Consider the following 16,831-nt stretch of genomic DNA (forward strand, 5'->3'; position numbering starts at 1 on the left):
CGTCGCGGCGCGCAAACGGGGCACCGACCGACAAGCCGCGTGGTAGCATCCCCTGCTGCCGACACGCGGCCTTGCCGCGTGAGTCAGTGACCAACACCCCCGGCCCATCACCGGCCCATCACCCGGATCGCAGGAGACCCCATGACGTCCAGCCAATCCCTCGCCCGCACCCTGGTTCTGCTCGCGGTCAGCGCCCTGCTGGCCGTGACGCTCAGCTCGCCGGCCGAGGCCAAGCGCTTCGGTGGCGGCAAGAGCTTCGGCTTCCAGGGCCAGAAGAGCTCGCAGACCACCACGCAGCGTCAGGCCACGACCGACCAGAAGGCCACCCGCAGCCCGGGCGCCGGCCTGGGCGGCATGTTCGCGGGGCTGGCCGCCGGCGGCCTGCTGGCGTGGATGTTCATGGGCGGTGCCTTCGAGGGGCTCCAGCCGATGGACTTCCTGCTGATCCTGTTGCTGGCCGTCGGCGCGTTTCTCCTGATCCGTCACCTGCGTGGCGGGGCCAACGGAATGGCGCGCGGCCGTCCTGCCTATGCCGGCGGCAACGACCCGGCGCCGACCGACGATTCACTCGCCCAGGCCCGGACCCGCAACGAGGCATTCGATCGTTCGAGCACGGGCACGCAAGGCGTGCGTCCGGGATCGCTGATGGACGAGTTCCGTTTCGGTGGATCGGGCGACTACCAGCCGCCCGCCTGGTTCGACGAGACCCGCTTTCTCGGCGCGGCGCGCACCCACTTCACCAACCTGCAGCTGGCATGGGACGCGAACCGCATGGACGAGATCCGCGAATTCGTCACGCCCGAGCTGTTCCGTGAGCTGGTCCGCGAACGCGCCGCCCTGGGGGATGCCGAGAACGTGACCGAGGTGGTCGACCTCGACGTCTCGCTGGAAGACCTGGGCGAGGAAGGCCGTGAGCTGGTCGCCGCCGTGCGCTTTACCGGGCAGGTGCGCGAGGCGCGTGACGCAAGCGCCGAGGCACTCGACGAGACCTGGCTCGTGACCCGCCACCTCGACGAGGAGGATGCCAACTGGTTGATCGCCGGCATCCGCCAGAACACCTGACCCGGAATCACTGACACACCCCCTGTCGGTCGGAACGTCATTGACCAAAGAAACCCCGTGCATCGAGCGATGCACGGGGTTTCTTGTTATCACGTCGAGCCGGTAGCAAGCTCCTGGGCGTCGCCTGGGCGTCAGAGGAAGAAGGCCTCGCGGGCCAGCCCCTTCATCACCTCGGTGAGATTGGCCTCGGCACTGTCGACCACCGCGACCATGCTGGCCACGCCGCAGACGGTGCGCTGGCCGCCATGGACGATCCAGCCATTGGCCGGCGTCCAGCCCGGCTGGTTGACGAACAGGGCCAGCTGGTCAGCATGCCCCTGTGTCATGCGCTTGAAGTCGTGCGCCAGGCGAGTCAGGCGGTTGGCTTCGGCCTCGGACAAGTCGCCGTGCACCTGCCACGGCTCGCCGGATTCCTCGCGGAAATGGGCCACGGCCTCCACGCCCTTGATATCGAGCAGTTGCTTGAGCATGACATCCTCCTCACCCCGCCAGGGCCTTGTAGGCGGCGTCGTAGTCGGCCCGGTCATTGGACAACACGACACCTTGCCGGCCTCGCGAAACGGCGGACCAATCCAGCCCGACGAAGGTGAAGCCCTCGACCGGGTAGAAGCCCTTGACGTCACTCATGCCTTCCCAGCCACGCGCCTGCATGGCACCGATGGCCATGTTGGCGATGCATAGATGACCCAGCAGGTCGAGGGTGTCTCGATCGATGGCGGCCTCGTCGGTGATCACGGCGTCCTCGAGACGGCCGTCATCGTCGAACTGAAAGGCGGCAACCGCGCCGGGCATCGAACTGAGTGTCTTGAGATCGGACATGGTCATTCCTCCTTGGTGGGACGGTCGCCCGCCGTCATCAGATCAGCACATCGGGGGCATTCGCCAGACGCTCGCGCATCAGGCCGAGCACCTTGGTCAACGAGGCCCGTTCGTTGTCGAGCACGCAATAGACGTTCGAGATTACGCAGATGCTGCGCGACTTGCCGTGTACCACCCAGCCCTTGGTCGGCTCGAAACCGCAGCCGCCGGCACTGGGCTGACAGACGCGGGAGAACAACGCCAGCATGTCGCCTTCCATGCGCACGGCCGCCGTATTCGCCCGGCACAGGGTCGAGACCAGCTTGGTCTCCACTTCGGACAGATCGCCCTTGTGGTGGTAATACTGGTCACCACGGTAGGCGAAGTTGCCGGCCGCCACGACCCCGGTTTGGCCCATCAGATCGCTTACCAAACTCATAAATGTCGCCCCTCTTCTGGACTCAGTATCATGGTTATAGACCCCACGGCGATGGAAAAGCGGCGTTTCTTATATTGAATCTTTTGATTTCAATGTGTTCTGGCTTATACGGAGTGCAGAATGACGCGGAACTCCCCCCCTGATTCGCCACCGACATCGTCCACGCGTGGCCACTTCGACCCGATTGCGTCGACGTACGCGCGTCACCGCCCCGGTTACCCGAAGACGCTGATCCATTGGCTGGTGGATCGCGCACCGGGCCGCAGGCTTGCCTGGGATTGCGGCACCGGCAACGGACAGGTGGCCCGATTGTTGGCGCCGCACGTCGATCAGGTCGTCGCGACCGACATCAGCCCCGCGCAATTGGCCCAGGCGCCCGCCCTCGACGGGGTGGCCTTTCGCCGGGCCCCTGCCCATTCCTCCGGGCTGGCCACCGCGAGCGTGGACCTGGTGGTGGTCGCACAGGCGTTGCACTGGTTCGATGTGCAGGCCTTCAACCGGGAAGCACAGCGCGTGCTTCGCCCCGACGGGCTGATGGCGCAGTGGTGCTACGGAGGGATGGAAACCGGCGTGGCGTCGATCGACGCCGAAATCTCGACGTTTTACCGGGACGTGGTCGGTCCATACTGGCCACCCGAACGCCGCCACGTGGAAACCGGCTATCGAGACCTGCACTTCCCGTTCGAGCGCACGCCCGCACCGGCATTCTCGATGGAAGCGGCATGGACCCTCGAGGATCTGCTGGGTTACCTGCGCAGCTGGTCGGCCACGGCACGCTACCGACAGGCGACCGGTCACGACCCCGTCACCGACCTGGCCGAACGGATCGCCCCGCCATGGGGACCTCCCTCGAAGCCGAGACCGGTGCAATGGCCACTCACGCTACGCGTGGGTCGTCTCCGGCCTCACCCGGGGCGATGAGGCGACCATCACGCCCGATCGCAACCGAGGAGCTCGCGTAGCCGGGCGGCATCCCTCGGTGCCTGTGCGTCGGCATCGTTGTCGAAATAGGCGTAGACATCCCGCCCGTCATCGCGCCAGGCCCGGATCCGGCGGGCCAGCGCCTCGAGTCGGGCCTCGCCGTAACCGTCGCGATACGCCCCGTCGGCCCCGTGCCAGCGCAGGTAGACGAAATCGGCCGTTTCCAGGAACGGGGTGGTCCGCCCGTCGAGGTCGAAGACGCAGAAGGCGGCCCCGTGCGCGGCCAGCAGGTCGGTGACGGCCGGGTCCCACCAACTGCGGTCGCGAAACTCGAAGGCGTAGCGATACCCGCTGGGCAACGCCTCCAGAAACGCGGCGAGACGCTCGACATTGACGTGCCAGTGGGGCGGCAACTGGAACAGGATCGGCCCGAGTCGCTCTCCCAGGCGATCGATGCGCTCGACGAAGTCGGCCGTGCTCGCCGCCGGGTCGTTGAGTTTCTTGAGGTGGGTGATGTATCGGCTGGCCTTTACCGCGAACCGGAAGTCCGGGCCGACCGCCTCACGCCAGGCATCCACGGTTGTCGGGCTGGGCAGGCGGTAGAAACTGGCGTTGATCTCGACGCTGGAGAACCGCTGAGCGTAGAAGTCCAGCCAGTCGGTCGAGGGTAACCCGGCCGGGTAGAACGCCTCACGCCAATGCGGGTAATTCCATCCCGAGGTGCCGATGTAGAGCGCCATGCCTTGCCCTCGTCGATTGCGTGTCGTTCGAGGGTAGACGACCTTGAATCGACAACGACACGCCCCCACTGTTCGCGGTGAGATAGGCGTGGAATCGCCAGGCTCTCCTCATCGATCCGCCAGGGGGTAATCACATGGCGCATATTCACCTTCGTCGAACCCGACACACCTCGGACCTGCGGCGCTACTGGAAGGTCATGACCTTGTCCGAGCGATTCGAACAGGTCATCGCCGCCGTACTGGGCGTGATCGTTGCGGTGGTGATCCTGCTGGCGCTTTGGGAGTTATTGCGACTCGTGGTGAACACGCTCGTGCTTCAGCACCAGAACGTGCTGGATCACAGCGTGTTCCAGAAGCTGTTCGGCGCGATCCTGACCCTGTTGATCGCGATGGAATTCCAACACTCGATCATCAAGGTCATTGAAAGGCGCGAGCACATCATCCAGACCAAGATCGTCATCCTGATCGCCCTGCTCGCCCTGGCCCGCAAGTTCATCATTCTCGACATGTCGAGTACGACGCCGATGATGCTGCTGGCCTTGTCGGTGGGGGTGGTGGCACTGGGGGCGGTCTACTGGCTGATCGAGCAACGCGACGCCATTCGCATCGACCAGGAGGCCACGCCAACCGTCACCGGGTCGAACGGGACTCGGGCACGAACGCAAGCGCCCCACCCCCGTGACGGGAATGGGGCGTGATTAGGGCCGTCGTGTCCGAACCTAAGAAACCCAAGGAAGCGCTGCACGATTCGATGGCGTCTCGGCGGGACCTCCAAGGGCTCCAGATGCAAGGCGCAGCCCGCCGTGAAGGGCCGTCGCCCTTTGCAAGGACTGAACCGGATCGGCAGGACGCCGATCCGGCCGGCGCGAGCCGACCCGAAGGGCGGGGTTCACGGGCGAAACCCGCGACGCCGAAAATGGCCCTTGGTGGCCCGCCCGAACGGGGCTCGCGGGGTTGCTCGCACTCGGCGTTTCCGCCCCGCGACGGGCCCGAGTGATTACCCTGGGCCCGTCTTCGGTCCGGCGCCTTGATTGCGAACAAATCCGCCAGCCAGGGATGCCATCGCATCGCGCAGAGCTTCCCTAACTGGCAAGCGCCTCGCCGGCCCCCTCGGCAATGACCCGGTCGCGACCGCCGGACTTGGCGGCATACAGACGCGAGTCGGCCAGTTTCATCAGCGGCTCGGCACTGCTGAGACGGTCATCGGCCGTGCAGGCGATGCCGATGCTGGCGGTCACCGACAGGGTATGGCCGGCGACCTCGACCCGACTCTGCGCCAGGGCAAAGCGAATGCGCTCGGCGATGTCCGCGCCGTCCTCGATATCCGAGCCCGGCAGGATGGCGATGAACTCCTCGCCGCCGTAGCGCATGACCACGTCGCCCTTGCGCAGCATGTCGCGGATGACGCTTGCCGCGCGGACCAGCACCTTGTCGCCCGCCAGGTGACCATAGGTGTCGTTGAGACGCTTGAAGTGATCCAGGTCGACGATGATCAGGGAAAGCGGCGTCTGGTTGCGCTGGATGCGGGCCAGCTCTTCCTCGAGTCGCTTCATGCCGAAACGGCGGTTGTAGAGACCGGTCAGCGGGTCGAGCGCCGCGACGCGTTGCAGGTCGTCGTGCAGCAGGGCGTTGTTCAGCGCCAGGCCCAGGCCCTGGATCATCAGGGGCAGCAGGCGAGTGGTCTTGTCGCTGAACGGCGAGGCTGCGGCCAGCACCACCCAGCCCAGCAGCAGGCCATGGTGCTTGATCGGCAAGAGGAGGACATCGCTGGGCGTGAAGTGCGAAAGCACCGCATCGACCCGGACCTCCTCGGGCAGGTCGAAACGGCGCACTTCGGCCTGCTCGTGGGCGGCCTGCAAGGCGGGGCTCTTGAGGATCGCCTCGGGCTCGATCAGGCCGGTGGACGCGGGAATGGTCCACTCGCCCTGCTTTTCCAGGATGATCGCGCCGCCGTCGGCCTCGGAATGCTCGATCAACAGCGACAGGGCCTGCTCGCTGAGATCATGCAGGTCGAGCTGGCTGGAGAGGGTGTTGTTGAAGTTCTGGATGCGCTCCTCGACGCGGTGGGCCGCGTGAAGCGCCTGCAACAGGGCGTTGTAGCTGTCGGCCACGTCACCGAGTTCATCCTCGGCCTGCTCCTTCAACTGGCAGACGGCCGGGTCGCATTCGGACCAGTCGCCCGTGTAGGTGGCCTGATCCATCGCCGACCGGACCTGGCGCATCTTGCCGGTCAACCGACGCAGGCGGGGACGGACGATCCGACTGGCGAGCGCGAAGTTCAGCCCGCCGACGATCAGACCGGCCGCCAACGTGGTGCCGACGAAGGTGGGCGACAGTGCCAGCTCGGCCGACACGCCCAGTTCAACGGCCACCAGCGGAAAGATCGCGCCGGTGAGAACCCCCAAGGACACCATGCCCCAGGCCAACGCGCGAAAGACATGCTTTGATCGGTAGAAACTCATCCCTGTTCCCGTCCTTATATGCGTTTTGACGCGGAACATTAGCATGCCGTGATGGATTAATAACCCCTTGATCTGCGCGGAAATAAGCGCCCGGGCCAATCCCTGCACCCAACCCCATCACCCAGGGCGCGTCCTCGTGGTCTACCCTTGCGGACATTCGGTTCAAGCCGTCGCCGGGCTGTCGATGAACCGTCCTCCACGTCAACCACCAACCGAGGTGAATGCATGAGCAAGGTTCTCGTTCTCTACTACTCCATGTACGGCCACATCGAGACCATGGCGCAGGCGGTTGCCAGCGGCGCCGCCGACGTCGACGGCACCGACGTCACCATCAAGCGCGTGCCGGAGCTGATGGACGAGGAGACGGCGAAGAAGGCCGGGGCCAAGCTCGACCAGTTCGCCCCGATCGCCGACCCCAAGGAGCTGGATGACTATGACGCCGTGATCATCGGCACGCCCACGCGCTTCGGCAACATGGCCGCACAGATGCGCAATTTTCTCGATCAGACCGGCAGCCTGTGGGCCGAGGGCAAGCTGATCGGCAAGGTGGGCAGCGTGTTCACCTCCACCGGCACCGGCGCGGGCAACGAGACCACCATCACCTCCACCTGGAACACGCTGGCCCATCTCGGCATGGTGATCGTCGGCACGCCCTACGGCATCCCCGAAATGTTCGATATCTCCGAGGCTCGCGGCGGCGGCCCGTACGGCGCCGGCACACTGGCCGGCGGCGACGGCAGCCGTCAGCCGAGCGAACGCGAACTCACCATTGCTCGCTACCAGGGCCGGCACGTGGCCGAGATCACCAGCAAACTCTGCCGCTAGGAGCGGCCGGCGGCGTTGGCCGCCTGAGAGAGTATCCACGAGTCGACCTCGAGCCGGCCAAGGGTGTTACTTGCCTGACCGGCCGAACCGTTTCCTGCCGCTCGAGGAGGTCGGTCACGTGTCACGATGAGCCATCCATCCTCCACGAATGCGCCTGCCGATTTGCCGCTGCTGCTGGGCGGGGACGTCATGCTCGGGCGCGGCATCGACCAGATCCTGGCCACGCCCTCCGATCCCATCCTGTTCGAGGGCTACGTGCGAGACGCGCGCGAGTACGTCCGGCTGGCCGAGCGGAAAAACGGCCCCGTGCCCCGTGGCGTCGACGCCCGCTACGTCTGGGGCGCGGCGCGGGAGATGCTCGCCGACAGGGCGCGACGACGCATCCTCAACCTTGAGAACGCGATCACCACCAACGACACGCCGTGGCCGGGGAAAGGCATCCACTATCGTCTGAATCCGGCAAACATCGGCTGCCTGACCGAGATCACCCCCGACTGCCTCGTGCTGGCGAACAACCACGTGCTCGACTGGGGGCGCGCTGGACTGGTCGAGACGCTCGACACCCTGGATGCCGCCGGCATTGCCTCGGTCGGCGCCGGCCGCGACCGTGCGGAGGTCGAGCGTCCCGCCATCCTCTCCGACGGACACGGTGCACGCCTGCTCGTGTTCGCCGCCGGTCACGGCGACAGCGGCGTCCCGGCCGACTGGGCGGCCGGCGAATCGAACCCCGGCGTGCAATACCTGCCCGCGCTTGACGAGGCGGCGATCGAGCGACTGGCGCGCCTCATCCACGCCCATCGCCAACCGGGTGACACGGTGGTGTTCTCGATCCACTGGGGCAGCAACTGGGGCTACTCGATCCCCGAGGCGCATCGGCGGTTTGCCCACGCATTGGTCGACGAGGCGCACGTCGACCTGGTCCACGGCCACTCCTCGCACCACCCGCGAGCGTTCGAAGTGCACCACGATCGCCTGATCCTTTACGGCTGCGGCGATCTGATCAACGACTACGAGGGCATCGGCGAGACCACCCCGTATCGATCCGACCTGGCCCTGCTCTATCGGCCCACCCTGCGCCGCGGACGCCTGGAGCGCCTCGAACTCGATCCGTTCGCGATCCGCCGCCTGCAGTTGCAGGCCTGTATACCACCGGACCGGGACTGGCTGCTGGGCGTGATCGACCGACAGGCGCAACGCTTTGGTGGACGGGTCATCGATTCCGGCGCCCACCTGACCTGCCGTTGGGAGGAGTAAGCGCCCGCTCAATCCGATTCGCGCTCGATCCCGCAGCAAGGCGTCGCCGTGTCCACCCCTTCAAGCACCGCCCCCGTGACCGGGTTCGGCCGGTAGGTGGTGCAGCCCTTCAGGCCCAGCTCGAAGGCGCGCTGGTAGATGGCCGCGAAGTCGTTGAACGGCATCGATTCGGGCACGTTGATGGTCTTGGAGATCGCGCTGTCGACAAAGGGCTGCAAGGCGGCCTGCATGGCCAGGTGGGCCTCGGGCAACAGGGCCTCGGCCTCGACGAAGGTGTCGGGCGGCGTCCCGTGCGGGTGCCGACCCCGCCACCGGCGCCAGGCGTGATCCTCGAGGCGAAACGACTCGCGCTCACCGCCCCCCGTCAGCACGGAGCGACACAGCTCGCGACGAAAGATCGGCTCGATCCCGGAGGAGACATTGCCGGCCAGCAGGCTGATGGTGCCCGTGGGGGCGATCGCGGTCAGGTGGCTGTTGCGGATGCCATCGCGGGCAATCCCGGCGCGGATGTCGCCCGGCAGGGCGCGGACAAACGGTCGGTCGAGAAAACGGGCGGCCTCGAAGAACGGAAACGGTCGTTTTTCCCGTGCCAGATCGATCGACGCGCGGTAGGCGGCATGCGTGATCGTCTGCATCACCGCTCCAGCCTGTTCGCGTGCCTCGGGGCTGTCGTAGTGCAGTCCCAGCATCACCAGCACGTCGGCCAATCCGGTCACGCCCAGTCCGATCCGCCGACTGCCACGCGCCTGCTCGGCCTGGGCCGGCAACGGGTAGGACGAGGCATCGATGACGTTGTCGAGAAAACGCACCGCCAGCCGCGTCGTGGCGGCCAGCCCGTCCCGGTCGAGGCTCGCGCGCGGCGTGAACGGGTCGGCCACGAATCGCGTCAGGTTGATCGAGCCCAGATCGCAGGCCCCGTAAGGCGGCAACGGGATCTCGCCACAGGGATTGGTGGCGGTGATGCGCTCGCGATCGCCGAGGTTGTTCCACTGGTTGATCCGGTCGACGAACAGCACGCCCGGCTCGGCGTGATCGTAGGTGGCCCGCATCAGGTGCTCCCAGAGCTCGCGGGCGCGCACACGCCGAACCACTCGGCAGACCACGGGCGCCTCGTGGCCGGGCCAGTCGCGCCGGAGCGTCTCGCCCTCTCCGCTCGCCCCGTCGACTGCCCCGTCCATCGCCGAGGCGGGAAAGACCAGCGGCCAGTCGGCATCGGCGTGCACCGCGGCCATGAAGGCATCGGTGACCAGCACCGAGCAGTTGAAATGCGTCAGCTCGCCGGAGCGATGTTTGGCGTCGATGAACGCCTCGATGTCGGGGTGATCGATGCGCAGGGTGGCCATCATCGCGCCACGGCGGGCACCGGTCGACAGGATGGTCGCGCACATGCTGTCCCAGATACGCATGAACGAGACCGGCCCCGAGGCGATCGTGCCGGCATGATGCGCCACCGCGCCGGCCGGTCGCAGGGTGGAGAAGTCGTAGCCGACGCCACCCCCTTGCTGCATGGTGATCGCGCCTTCCTTGAGCGCCTCGAAGATCCCGTCCATCGAATCCTCGATCGCGCCCATGACGAAACAGTTGAACAGCGTCACCTGGCGCGGAGTGCCCGCGCCGGCGAGGATGCGGCCACCGGGCAGAAAGCGCAGATCGGTCAGCAGCTCGGCGAAGCGTCGCTCCCAGACGGCCGGCTCGGCCTCGACCGTCGCAAGCGCGTGGGCCACCCGTTGCCAGGTGGCGTCGATACCCGGCTCGTCACCATAGCGATAGCGACTGGCCCAAACATGCTGAGCAATGGGCGTATCAAGGGGTTCGACAAGCGGCTCGACTGACATGCAACGCCTCGACCACACTCACGGCCGGCCAAGCCAGCGGCTAAACCATTCCGCGGCCAGCCGAGCGGCCTGGAACAGGGTGCCCGGCTCCTCGAACAGGTGGGTTGCGCCGGGCACCACGGCAAGCTCGGTGGGCGCCTGCATGCGCTCGCGGGCCCAACGATTGAGCCCGAGCACCTGGGTATCCGCCCCGCCGACGATCAACAGGGTGGGTGCCGCCACGCGGGGCAACGCCTCGCCGGCAAGATCCGGCCGACCGCCCCGCGAGACCACTGCACGGATCGTGTCGGGCAACTGGGCGGCCGCATTCAACGCCGCCGCGGCCCCGGTGCTGGCGCCGAAATAGCCCTGCGGCAGGTCGGCAAGCTCCGGTTCACCGGCCACCCAGTCGGAGGCCTGCACCAGGCGCTCGGCCAACCGGTCGATGTCGAAGCGGTTTTCGTAGACCTGGTCCTCGGCCTCGCTCAGCAGATCGAACAAGAGCGTGGCCAGTCCCACCTCGCGCAATTGCCGCGCCACGAACTGGTTGCGCGAGCTGTGACGGCTGCTGCCGCTGCCATGGGCGAACACCACCAGGCCGCGTGGCTCGGCCGGCATCCCGAGGATGCCCTCGTGGATCGTCCCGCCCAGCCACATCTCGACGTTGCACTCGGTATCAGTACCCATGGTCCGTTCCCCCATGACCCATCGCCCCGCGGCCCGCCTCCCGGCCGACCGCCTGTTGCAGCATGCCGATCACCTCGTCGTCGGTGACCTGCGGGAAATGGTCGTAGTAGGCCCCCACGGCGCCGAGGTACTGGTCGGTGATCTCGAGGGCGACCAGCTCGTCGGCCTCCCGTTCTAGCGTCGCTGCCGTCGAAGCCGGCACCACCGGGATGGCGACCACGACCCGCGCCGGATCGCGTGCATCGGCATCGCGAATCGCCGCGCGCATTGTCAGGCCGGTGGCGATGCCGTCGTCGACGATGATGGCAAGCTTGCCGTCCACCGACGGGGCGTCGGCGCGCCCGTACAGCGCCCGTCGCCGGGAGGCCTCGACCCGCTCGCGCGACTCGGCATCCGCCAGCCAGCCGGGATCGACGGCGGCCTCCTCGCGCGGGTTGCAGACGCGCTCGCCCTGCTCCGGCACCGCGCAGATCGCGTATTCCGGCTGCATCGGGTGACCGATCTTGCGCGGGATCAGCACGTCCAGCGGCATGTCGAGGTACCGCGCCACTTCCACCCCCAGCGCCACCCCGCCGCGGGGAAGCGCGTAGACCACACCCGGCTGCCCCCGAAAGCGCTCCAGGGCCTCGGCCAACTGGCGGCCGGCTTCACGTCGATCGCTGAACCGCATGGCTACCTCCCATCACACCCCGTGTCGGCAATCCACTCGTCGCACCTGACATGACTATAGCCATTCAGTGCCCGAACGCTTGCCCCAGGAGCGGATTTTTCACGCCCAAACAGTAGGTTGCGAACGATAAGGAGGTGGTTCGCTGTGCTATGTTTTCACTGGAACGTGGATCACTCGGCTCCGGGGCCGGCTCAAGCAGCAAGCCCCAGTGATGAGGTTACCGATCGCTGTGGGCATCGCCTTCGCCCGAGTCGACCGCGTTCCGGGACATCCGCAGCAGCGGATGAATCGCAACACGGGGAATTCGCCGAGCGGGTCGACACCAGCCCCGCCCGACGCACCTCGAAACGGACCACGGGGAATGCCGCGCGGCATCGGCTTGTTTCCGACGCGCGGATCGAACCCGTGGTCCGAGGCCTTCATTCCAACCAGGGAGGAGAAGCGCCATGATCAGGAAACGACTCTTGCGAGAACTGACCGCCTGCGGTCTTGCCGCCACCATGGTGACGACCGCGCCCGCGGCCCTCGCCGCCGACGACGACCAGCCGCGCCGCGGCATGGTTGGCCCGGGCATGATGGATGGGTCCGGCCCGTATGGCCCTGGCTACGGTTATGGCCAGGGATACGGCCACGGCTACGGCATGGCCAACGGCGCGCCCTGTACGCCAGGTGCGGGTTATGGTCCCGGCATGATGGGACCCGGAATGATGGGGCCCGGCTATGGCGGATACGGAGGCGGTTACGGCCCGGGCATGATGGGACCCGGTTACGGCCCCGGAATGATGGGTCCCGGAATGATGGGCCCTGGAATGATGGGCCCCGGCGCTGGCTACGGACCGATGATGAACGGTTCCGGCCCGGGATGGGGCGGCCAGCCGCTCTCGGAAAAGCAGCGCGAACGGGTGCGTGAGCTTCAGCAGGAAGAGCAGAAGGAGCACTGGGAGCGCATGCAGCAAATGCAGGAACGCCAGCGCGAACTCCAGCGCCTGCAACTGGCCGACGAGCCGGACTACGACGCCATCAAGAAGAAATCGCGCGAAATCGGCGAGCTCCAGCAGGAGATGGCCGAGGAGCGCATCGAGATGCACCGGCGCATGCGCGAGGCCCTGGAACAGGAGTAAGCCCGAGGCCAACCACGCCGACCGAAAACCAGAAGGCCGCCCATGCAACGGGCGGCCTTTCTTACTTTGTCTCGATCAATACGGTGTGACCGGGCTCAATCATCCAGTCGTCGTCGACGCTCCTCGAATTCCTCGTGGTCGATCTCGCCACGCGCATAGCGTTCCTTGAGTATGTCCAGTGCCGTGCGCCGACCCTCACGCGGCTCGGATGACCGCGGCTGGCCCGAGGAAATGAGCCACTTGATCAACACGACAATGCCGACGATCAGCAGGACCCAGAAGAGCACCATCAGCACCCATCCCAGACCGTACATGCCGCCATGCGGCATCCAGCCGTAACCCCAGTCGTACATACCTGCCTCCATGAAATCGGCAAAGGGTTAAAAACCGTGTCCCAAGAGACCCAGCACGCCCAGCGCAATCAGGTAGATCGCCACGATGTAGTTGAGCAGCTTGGGCACGATCAGGATCGCGATGCCCGCGACCAGGGAGAGAAGCGGAACGATTTCGATATGGAAGGTCATGTCTTGCTCCTTGTTTCGACGACCGGTTACCTGCCATTGATCGTGCCGCGCGGACCCGGCAATGTCCACCGTTCAGCCGCCCGGAGCCGTTACAGGGCCCCCTCGTCGCGCAACACCTCGGCAAGCCGCTCGGCCATGGCGCGGTAGCCCTCGGCGTTCAGGTGCACGGCATCCGACTTGTAGCTCGGCCGGCGCAGCAGCCCGGCGACCAGGTCGTCGACCAGCAGCACGTCGTGCTCGTCGGCCAATTCACGGTAGAGGGGCGCCGACTGCGAGAACAGGGATTTTTCCGGCACGCCCACCAGCAACACGGCCACGTCCCGTTGGCGCGCCAGTTCGATCATCCGGGCGAGATTGCGCTTGGCCTCCGCCAGATCCTGATTGCGCAGCACGTCGTTGCCGCCCATCAGCAGAATCATCAGCGTCGGGGCGTGACGCTCCAGCGCCTCGGGCAGGCGCTCGACGCCATCGGCGGTCGTCTCGCCAGCCACACCGGCATTGACCACCTCCCGCCCCGTCAGCCGGGCCAGCTGCTCGGGATAGGCCGCCTCCTCCGATGCCCCCACCCCCTCGGTCAGGCTGTCACCGAAGGCGAGAATGATCGCGCCCCGGGGCAAGGGCTCCAGTGCCGGCTCGCCACAACCCGCCAGACCGAGCACGACCGGGCCCAGCAGAACCCCGGCCAGCAGCCATCGAATCACTCGCCCTGCCCCCTGCATCACTCGTCGGCTTCCTGCTTTCGTCCGGCCCGTTTCTCGTCGAGCATCTCTCGGTCCGCCTCGACCACGGCCGATTCGATGTCCTGGCGCGGGTTGCGGGCCGCCCAGCCCACGGACGCCTCGACGCCCGCCTCGGCCAGCGCCCGGCGTACCTTGGCCTCGATCGATCGGCCACCGTCCGTCCCGCTCTCCATGCACAGCACGGCAAACTCGTCGCCGCCAATGCGCGCCACCGCGTCGGTCTCCCGCATGGCCGTCCGCAGGGCCTGGCCCGCGCGGATGAGCAAGTCGTCGCCGGCATCGTGGCCGAGGCTGTCGTTGATTTCCTTGAGCCGGTCCAGGTCGATGATGAACACGGTTGCCGGGCTGCCATAGCGCCGCGCGCGACGCTCCTCGATCTCGACGCGCTCCTCCCAGCCTCGGCGGTTGAGCAACCCGGTCAGCGGGTCGAGGCTCGCCTCCGCGCGGACGGTCTCGAGGGTGCGCGCCAGCTCCACGCCACGCAGCTCGGTCTCCAGGATGCTGCCCAGCAGGCGGGCGAACAGGCGCACCAGGGGCAGTTCGGCGTTGAGCGCCTCCGGCTGCGGGTCGGGATCGATCGCACACAAGGTGCCGAACAACTCGCCATCCGCGCGCATGACGGGCACGCCGACATAGGCCCCGATCGGCACCTGACGACCGATGGGGGCGTCACGGTAGGCGGCCACCTCGGCGGCCCGGGGTGCCGCCTGCGGCCCCCTGCCCCCCACCATCAGCGAACAGAACGAATCGGCCCAGCGCAGCACGTCCCCGCCGGCAACCGAGTACCGTTCGTCATCGCCCTCGGCCTGCAGCACGATCCAGTCCTCGCCCTCGGTGCGCGTCATCATCCACAAGCCGAGGCCCGTGCGTTCGCTCAAGTGCGCCAGCACGGCCCGGCAGGCGGCATCGAAATCCCCGAACGGCAGGACGTCGGCGGCATCATTGGTCATGGATCAAGGCCCTCAGCCTTTGACACGGGTCGATGGTTGACCATTCGACCGGAATCCCGAGTGTAGCGGTCAAGCTTACGCCCTGCGCATCTCATTCGCATGCATCCAGCCGGGCTCATCAAGCCGCGCTACGCTCGACCGTATGGCAACCATAAGGGATCGCAATTCCTCCCGGTTCTTCCTGATGGTAGACTCGCCGCCACTCGACCTTTCCTGATACTTGAAATGGCCCGCGCCAAGGTCCCCGCTCGATGATCGAACTCCGGACGTACGTCTTTATCGACTCGCTCCAGCCCCAGGTGGCGGAGTACATGGCGACGGCGTCCCAGGGCTTTCTGCCGGTCCCGGGCGACGCCTGCCTGTGGGTCGAGGTCTCGCCGGGCATGGCCGTCCACCGGCTGACCGACATCGCGCTCAAGGCCTCCAGCGTGCGCCTGGCCCAGCAGGTGGTCGAGCGGGCCTTCGGCTCGATGGTCATCCACCACCGCGTGCAGAGCGACGTGGTCCAGGCCGGCAACACCATCCTGGAATACCTCGGCCGCGAGCAGACCGAGCGCCAGCCCTGCGAGATCGCCTGGCAGGAGATCATCCGCGGCATGACGCCGGATCACACCGTCCTGATCAACCGTCAGAACCGCCGCGGCAACATGATCCTGCCCGACCAGAGCATGTTCATCCTCGAGGTCGAGCCGGCCGGTTACGTGGTCTACGCGGCCAATCAGGCGGAGAAGGCAGCCAACATCTCGCTGATCGACGTCCGCGCGGTGGGCAAGTACGGCCGCCTGACGATCGCCGGCACCGAGGGCAACGTCGACGAGGCCGCCCGCGCGGCCATCGCTGCCGTGAAGAACCCCGCGTTCACCTAAGCACATGCATCGCAACGACCTGCTCGAACAACTTGCCCGCTACGAGACGCGCTACCTCGACGAGGCCGCCTTCGTCCAGCGCGCACGGCAGTTCGTCGCCACTCACCCCGACACCTTCTACCGCGACCACCTGCCGGCCCACGTCTCGGCGTCCACCTGGGTGGTCAACCCCTCGCGCACGGCGGTGCTGTTGATGCACCACCGGAAGCTCGACTGCTGGCTGCAACCCGGCGGTCACGCCGACGGCGACACCGACATGCGCGCGGTGGCCTTCAAGGAGTGCGTCGAGGAGACCGGCGTTTCGCCCGAGCATATTCGCCTGGTCTGCGACGAGATCTTCGACGTCGATATCCACGCCACCCAGGAGCCGCACCCGGACGCCCAGCCGCACCACCACATCGACGTGCGCTACCTGGTCGAGATCGACGACAACGTGCCCGTGCCGGGCAACGAGGAGTCCTTCGAGCTGCGCTGGGTCCCCGTTTCCATGGTCACGCGGCTCAACAACAGCCGCTCGACCCTGCGCATGGTCGACAAGACGCGCAAGATGCGCTGATTCCCGTGGCGACTCACCGTCCCACGTCTCGGAGCCCACGAAAAAGCCCGGATCGATCGATCCGGGCTTCGTCGTCCTAGGGCCGCGAAGGCGACCCGAAGGGGCGTCAGCTTGCCCTGGCTAGGTCCCGGGCCAGGTCGCGGGCGCGATCGACCGCGTCATCGAACACCGTGGTCTCGTAGAGGGTCTCCATGTCACCCGGCACCGTCATGCGACCGTTGGTCGATCCCTTGCGGGGGCGACGGGCAGGTCGTTGCACGAGGTACATGCCGTCGGTGGCCTGTTCAACCAGGATGTTGCCGTTGCGGTAGAAACCGCGTTCCGCGTCCATCTTCTCTGCCATGAGCATCACACCTTTGTCGTGATCGGGCCGGGCCGCGGGACGGCGGCCGGCCGTGGTGA

At 66.8% G+C, this 16,831-nt stretch carries 21 protein-coding genes; 8 read left to right on the top strand and 13 right to left on the bottom strand.

Annotated features, from left to right (window positions below):
- The first annotated feature begins 141 nt into the window (after positions 1-141).
- Entirely contained in the window at positions 142-1,062 is a 921-nt protein-coding gene (locus tag FAZ79_RS06350; RefSeq protein ID WP_136867141.1) for a TIM44-like domain-containing protein, read from the top strand.
- Between the two features lie 131 nt (positions 1,063-1,193).
- On the opposite strand, the gene FAZ79_RS06355 is transcribed toward FAZ79_RS06350, so the two are convergent.
- From FAZ79_RS06355 to FAZ79_RS06365, 3 genes are read right to left on the bottom strand one after another with little or no spacing between them, the layout of a single operon-like run.
- Positions 1,194-1,532 carry a DUF2173 family protein gene (locus FAZ79_RS06355; protein ID WP_169303620.1) on the bottom strand — a complete coding sequence of 113 codons (339 nt, stop codon included), beginning with the start codon at positions 1,530-1,532 and terminating at the stop codon, positions 1,194-1,196.
- 10 nt (positions 1,533-1,542) lie between these two features.
- Entirely contained in the window at positions 1,543-1,881 is a 339-nt protein-coding gene (locus FAZ79_RS06360) for a DUF2173 family protein (RefSeq protein WP_136867143.1), read from the bottom strand.
- A gap of 37 nt (positions 1,882-1,918) precedes the next feature.
- Positions 1,919-2,299 (bottom strand): DUF2173 family protein, encoded by a 381-nt coding sequence (locus tag FAZ79_RS06365; RefSeq protein ID WP_136867144.1) that lies wholly within the window; start codon positions 2,297-2,299, stop codon positions 1,919-1,921.
- 120 nt (positions 2,300-2,419) lie between these two features.
- On the opposite strand from FAZ79_RS06365, the gene FAZ79_RS06370 reads away from it, so the two are divergent.
- Positions 2,420-3,220 (top strand): class I SAM-dependent methyltransferase, encoded by an 801-nt coding sequence (locus tag FAZ79_RS06370; protein ID WP_136867145.1) that lies wholly within the window; start codon positions 2,420-2,422, stop codon positions 3,218-3,220.
- A gap of 8 nt (positions 3,221-3,228) precedes the next feature.
- On the opposite strand, the gene FAZ79_RS06375 is transcribed toward FAZ79_RS06370, so the two are convergent.
- Positions 3,229-3,960, bottom strand: coding sequence for a DUF72 domain-containing protein (locus tag FAZ79_RS06375; RefSeq protein WP_136867146.1), 732 nt, complete (start codon positions 3,958-3,960; stop codon positions 3,229-3,231).
- Between the two features lie 134 nt (positions 3,961-4,094).
- On the opposite strand from FAZ79_RS06375, the gene FAZ79_RS06380 reads away from it, so the two are divergent.
- Positions 4,095-4,658, top strand: a complete 564-nt coding sequence (locus FAZ79_RS06380) for a phosphate-starvation-inducible PsiE family protein (protein WP_136867147.1) — start codon at positions 4,095-4,097, stop codon at positions 4,656-4,658.
- A gap of 384 nt (positions 4,659-5,042) precedes the next feature.
- Here the strand turns inward: FAZ79_RS06380 and FAZ79_RS06385 are convergent, their stop codons facing one another.
- Positions 5,043-6,422: a GGDEF domain-containing protein gene (locus tag FAZ79_RS06385; RefSeq protein WP_136867148.1), complete on the bottom strand. Its 1,380-nt coding sequence runs from the start codon at positions 6,420-6,422 to the stop codon at positions 5,043-5,045.
- Between the two features lie 225 nt (positions 6,423-6,647).
- Here FAZ79_RS06385 and wrbA point away from each other — a divergent pair, with 225 nt between their 5' ends.
- Entirely contained in the window at positions 6,648-7,247 is a 600-nt protein-coding gene (gene wrbA, locus FAZ79_RS06390) for an NAD(P)H:quinone oxidoreductase (RefSeq protein ID WP_136867149.1), read from the top strand.
- 126 nt (positions 7,248-7,373) lie between these two features.
- A complete protein-coding gene (locus FAZ79_RS06395) occupies positions 7,374-8,501 on the top strand; it encodes a CapA family protein (RefSeq protein WP_136867150.1) in 1,128 nt (375 codons plus the stop codon).
- A gap of 8 nt (positions 8,502-8,509) precedes the next feature.
- Here the strand turns inward: FAZ79_RS06395 and FAZ79_RS06400 are convergent, their stop codons facing one another.
- The 3 genes from FAZ79_RS06400 to FAZ79_RS06410 are packed head-to-tail and all read right to left on the bottom strand — an operon-like array spanning position 8,510 to position 11,672.
- Positions 8,510-10,336 carry an adenosylcobalamin-dependent ribonucleoside-diphosphate reductase gene (locus tag FAZ79_RS06400; protein WP_136867151.1) on the bottom strand — a complete coding sequence of 609 codons (1,827 nt, stop codon included), beginning with the start codon at positions 10,334-10,336 and terminating at the stop codon, positions 8,510-8,512.
- 18 nt (positions 10,337-10,354) lie between these two features.
- Positions 10,355-11,002 carry an alpha/beta family hydrolase gene (locus FAZ79_RS06405; protein WP_136867152.1) on the bottom strand — a complete coding sequence of 216 codons (648 nt, stop codon included), beginning with the start codon at positions 11,000-11,002 and terminating at the stop codon, positions 10,355-10,357.
- Positions 10,992-11,672, bottom strand: a complete 681-nt coding sequence (locus FAZ79_RS06410; protein WP_136867153.1) for a phosphoribosyltransferase family protein — start codon at positions 11,670-11,672, stop codon at positions 10,992-10,994. Before FAZ79_RS06410 ends, FAZ79_RS06405 begins: the two co-directional genes overlap by 11 nt.
- A gap of 446 nt (positions 11,673-12,118) precedes the next feature.
- Between FAZ79_RS06410 and FAZ79_RS06415 the strand changes: the two genes are divergently transcribed.
- The gene (locus FAZ79_RS06415) at positions 12,119-12,793 is read left to right on the top strand and encodes a periplasmic heavy metal sensor (protein WP_169303621.1); all 675 of its coding nucleotides are present in this window, start codon (positions 12,119-12,121) and stop codon (positions 12,791-12,793) included.
- A gap of 95 nt (positions 12,794-12,888) precedes the next feature.
- Here the strand turns inward: FAZ79_RS06415 and FAZ79_RS06420 are convergent, their stop codons facing one another.
- The 4 genes from FAZ79_RS06420 to FAZ79_RS06435 all read right to left on the bottom strand — a co-directional run bounded on the left by FAZ79_RS06420 (position 12,889) and on the right by FAZ79_RS06435 (position 15,007).
- Positions 12,889-13,158, bottom strand: a complete 270-nt coding sequence (locus FAZ79_RS06420; RefSeq protein WP_169303622.1) for an SHOCT domain-containing protein — start codon at positions 13,156-13,158, stop codon at positions 12,889-12,891.
- A 15-nt stretch (positions 13,159-13,173) separates the two neighbouring features.
- A complete protein-coding gene (locus FAZ79_RS06425; protein WP_136867155.1) occupies positions 13,174-13,317 on the bottom strand; it encodes a DUF3096 domain-containing protein in 144 nt (47 codons plus the stop codon).
- An 89-nt stretch (positions 13,318-13,406) separates the two neighbouring features.
- On the bottom strand, positions 13,407-14,018 hold the full coding sequence (locus FAZ79_RS06430; RefSeq protein ID WP_211238807.1) for an arylesterase: 612 nt from the start codon (positions 14,016-14,018) through the stop codon (positions 13,407-13,409).
- 17 nt (positions 14,019-14,035) lie between these two features.
- Positions 14,036-15,007, bottom strand: a complete 972-nt coding sequence (locus FAZ79_RS06435) for a sensor domain-containing diguanylate cyclase (protein WP_136867157.1) — start codon at positions 15,005-15,007, stop codon at positions 14,036-14,038.
- Between the two features lie 251 nt (positions 15,008-15,258).
- Here FAZ79_RS06435 and FAZ79_RS06440 point away from each other — a divergent pair, with 251 nt between their 5' ends.
- Together FAZ79_RS06440 and FAZ79_RS06445 are read left to right on the top strand one after the other, a co-directional pair.
- The gene (locus tag FAZ79_RS06440; protein WP_136867158.1) at positions 15,259-15,873 is read left to right on the top strand and encodes a BMC domain-containing protein; all 615 of its coding nucleotides are present in this window, start codon (positions 15,259-15,261) and stop codon (positions 15,871-15,873) included.
- Between the two features lie 4 nt (positions 15,874-15,877).
- On the top strand, positions 15,878-16,429 hold the full coding sequence (locus FAZ79_RS06445) for an NUDIX hydrolase (protein WP_136867159.1): 552 nt from the start codon (positions 15,878-15,880) through the stop codon (positions 16,427-16,429).
- A gap of 106 nt (positions 16,430-16,535) precedes the next feature.
- Here the strand turns inward: FAZ79_RS06445 and FAZ79_RS06450 are convergent, their stop codons facing one another.
- On the bottom strand, positions 16,536-16,772 hold the full coding sequence (locus FAZ79_RS06450) for a hypothetical protein (RefSeq protein WP_136867160.1): 237 nt from the start codon (positions 16,770-16,772) through the stop codon (positions 16,536-16,538).
- Positions 16,773-16,831: the final 59 nt, after the last annotated feature.

This window comes from Guyparkeria sp. SB14A, from assembly GCF_005096345.1.
In the GTDB taxonomy this organism is placed as follows: Bacteria; Pseudomonadota; Gammaproteobacteria; order Halothiobacillales; family Halothiobacillaceae; genus Guyparkeria; species Guyparkeria hydrothermalis.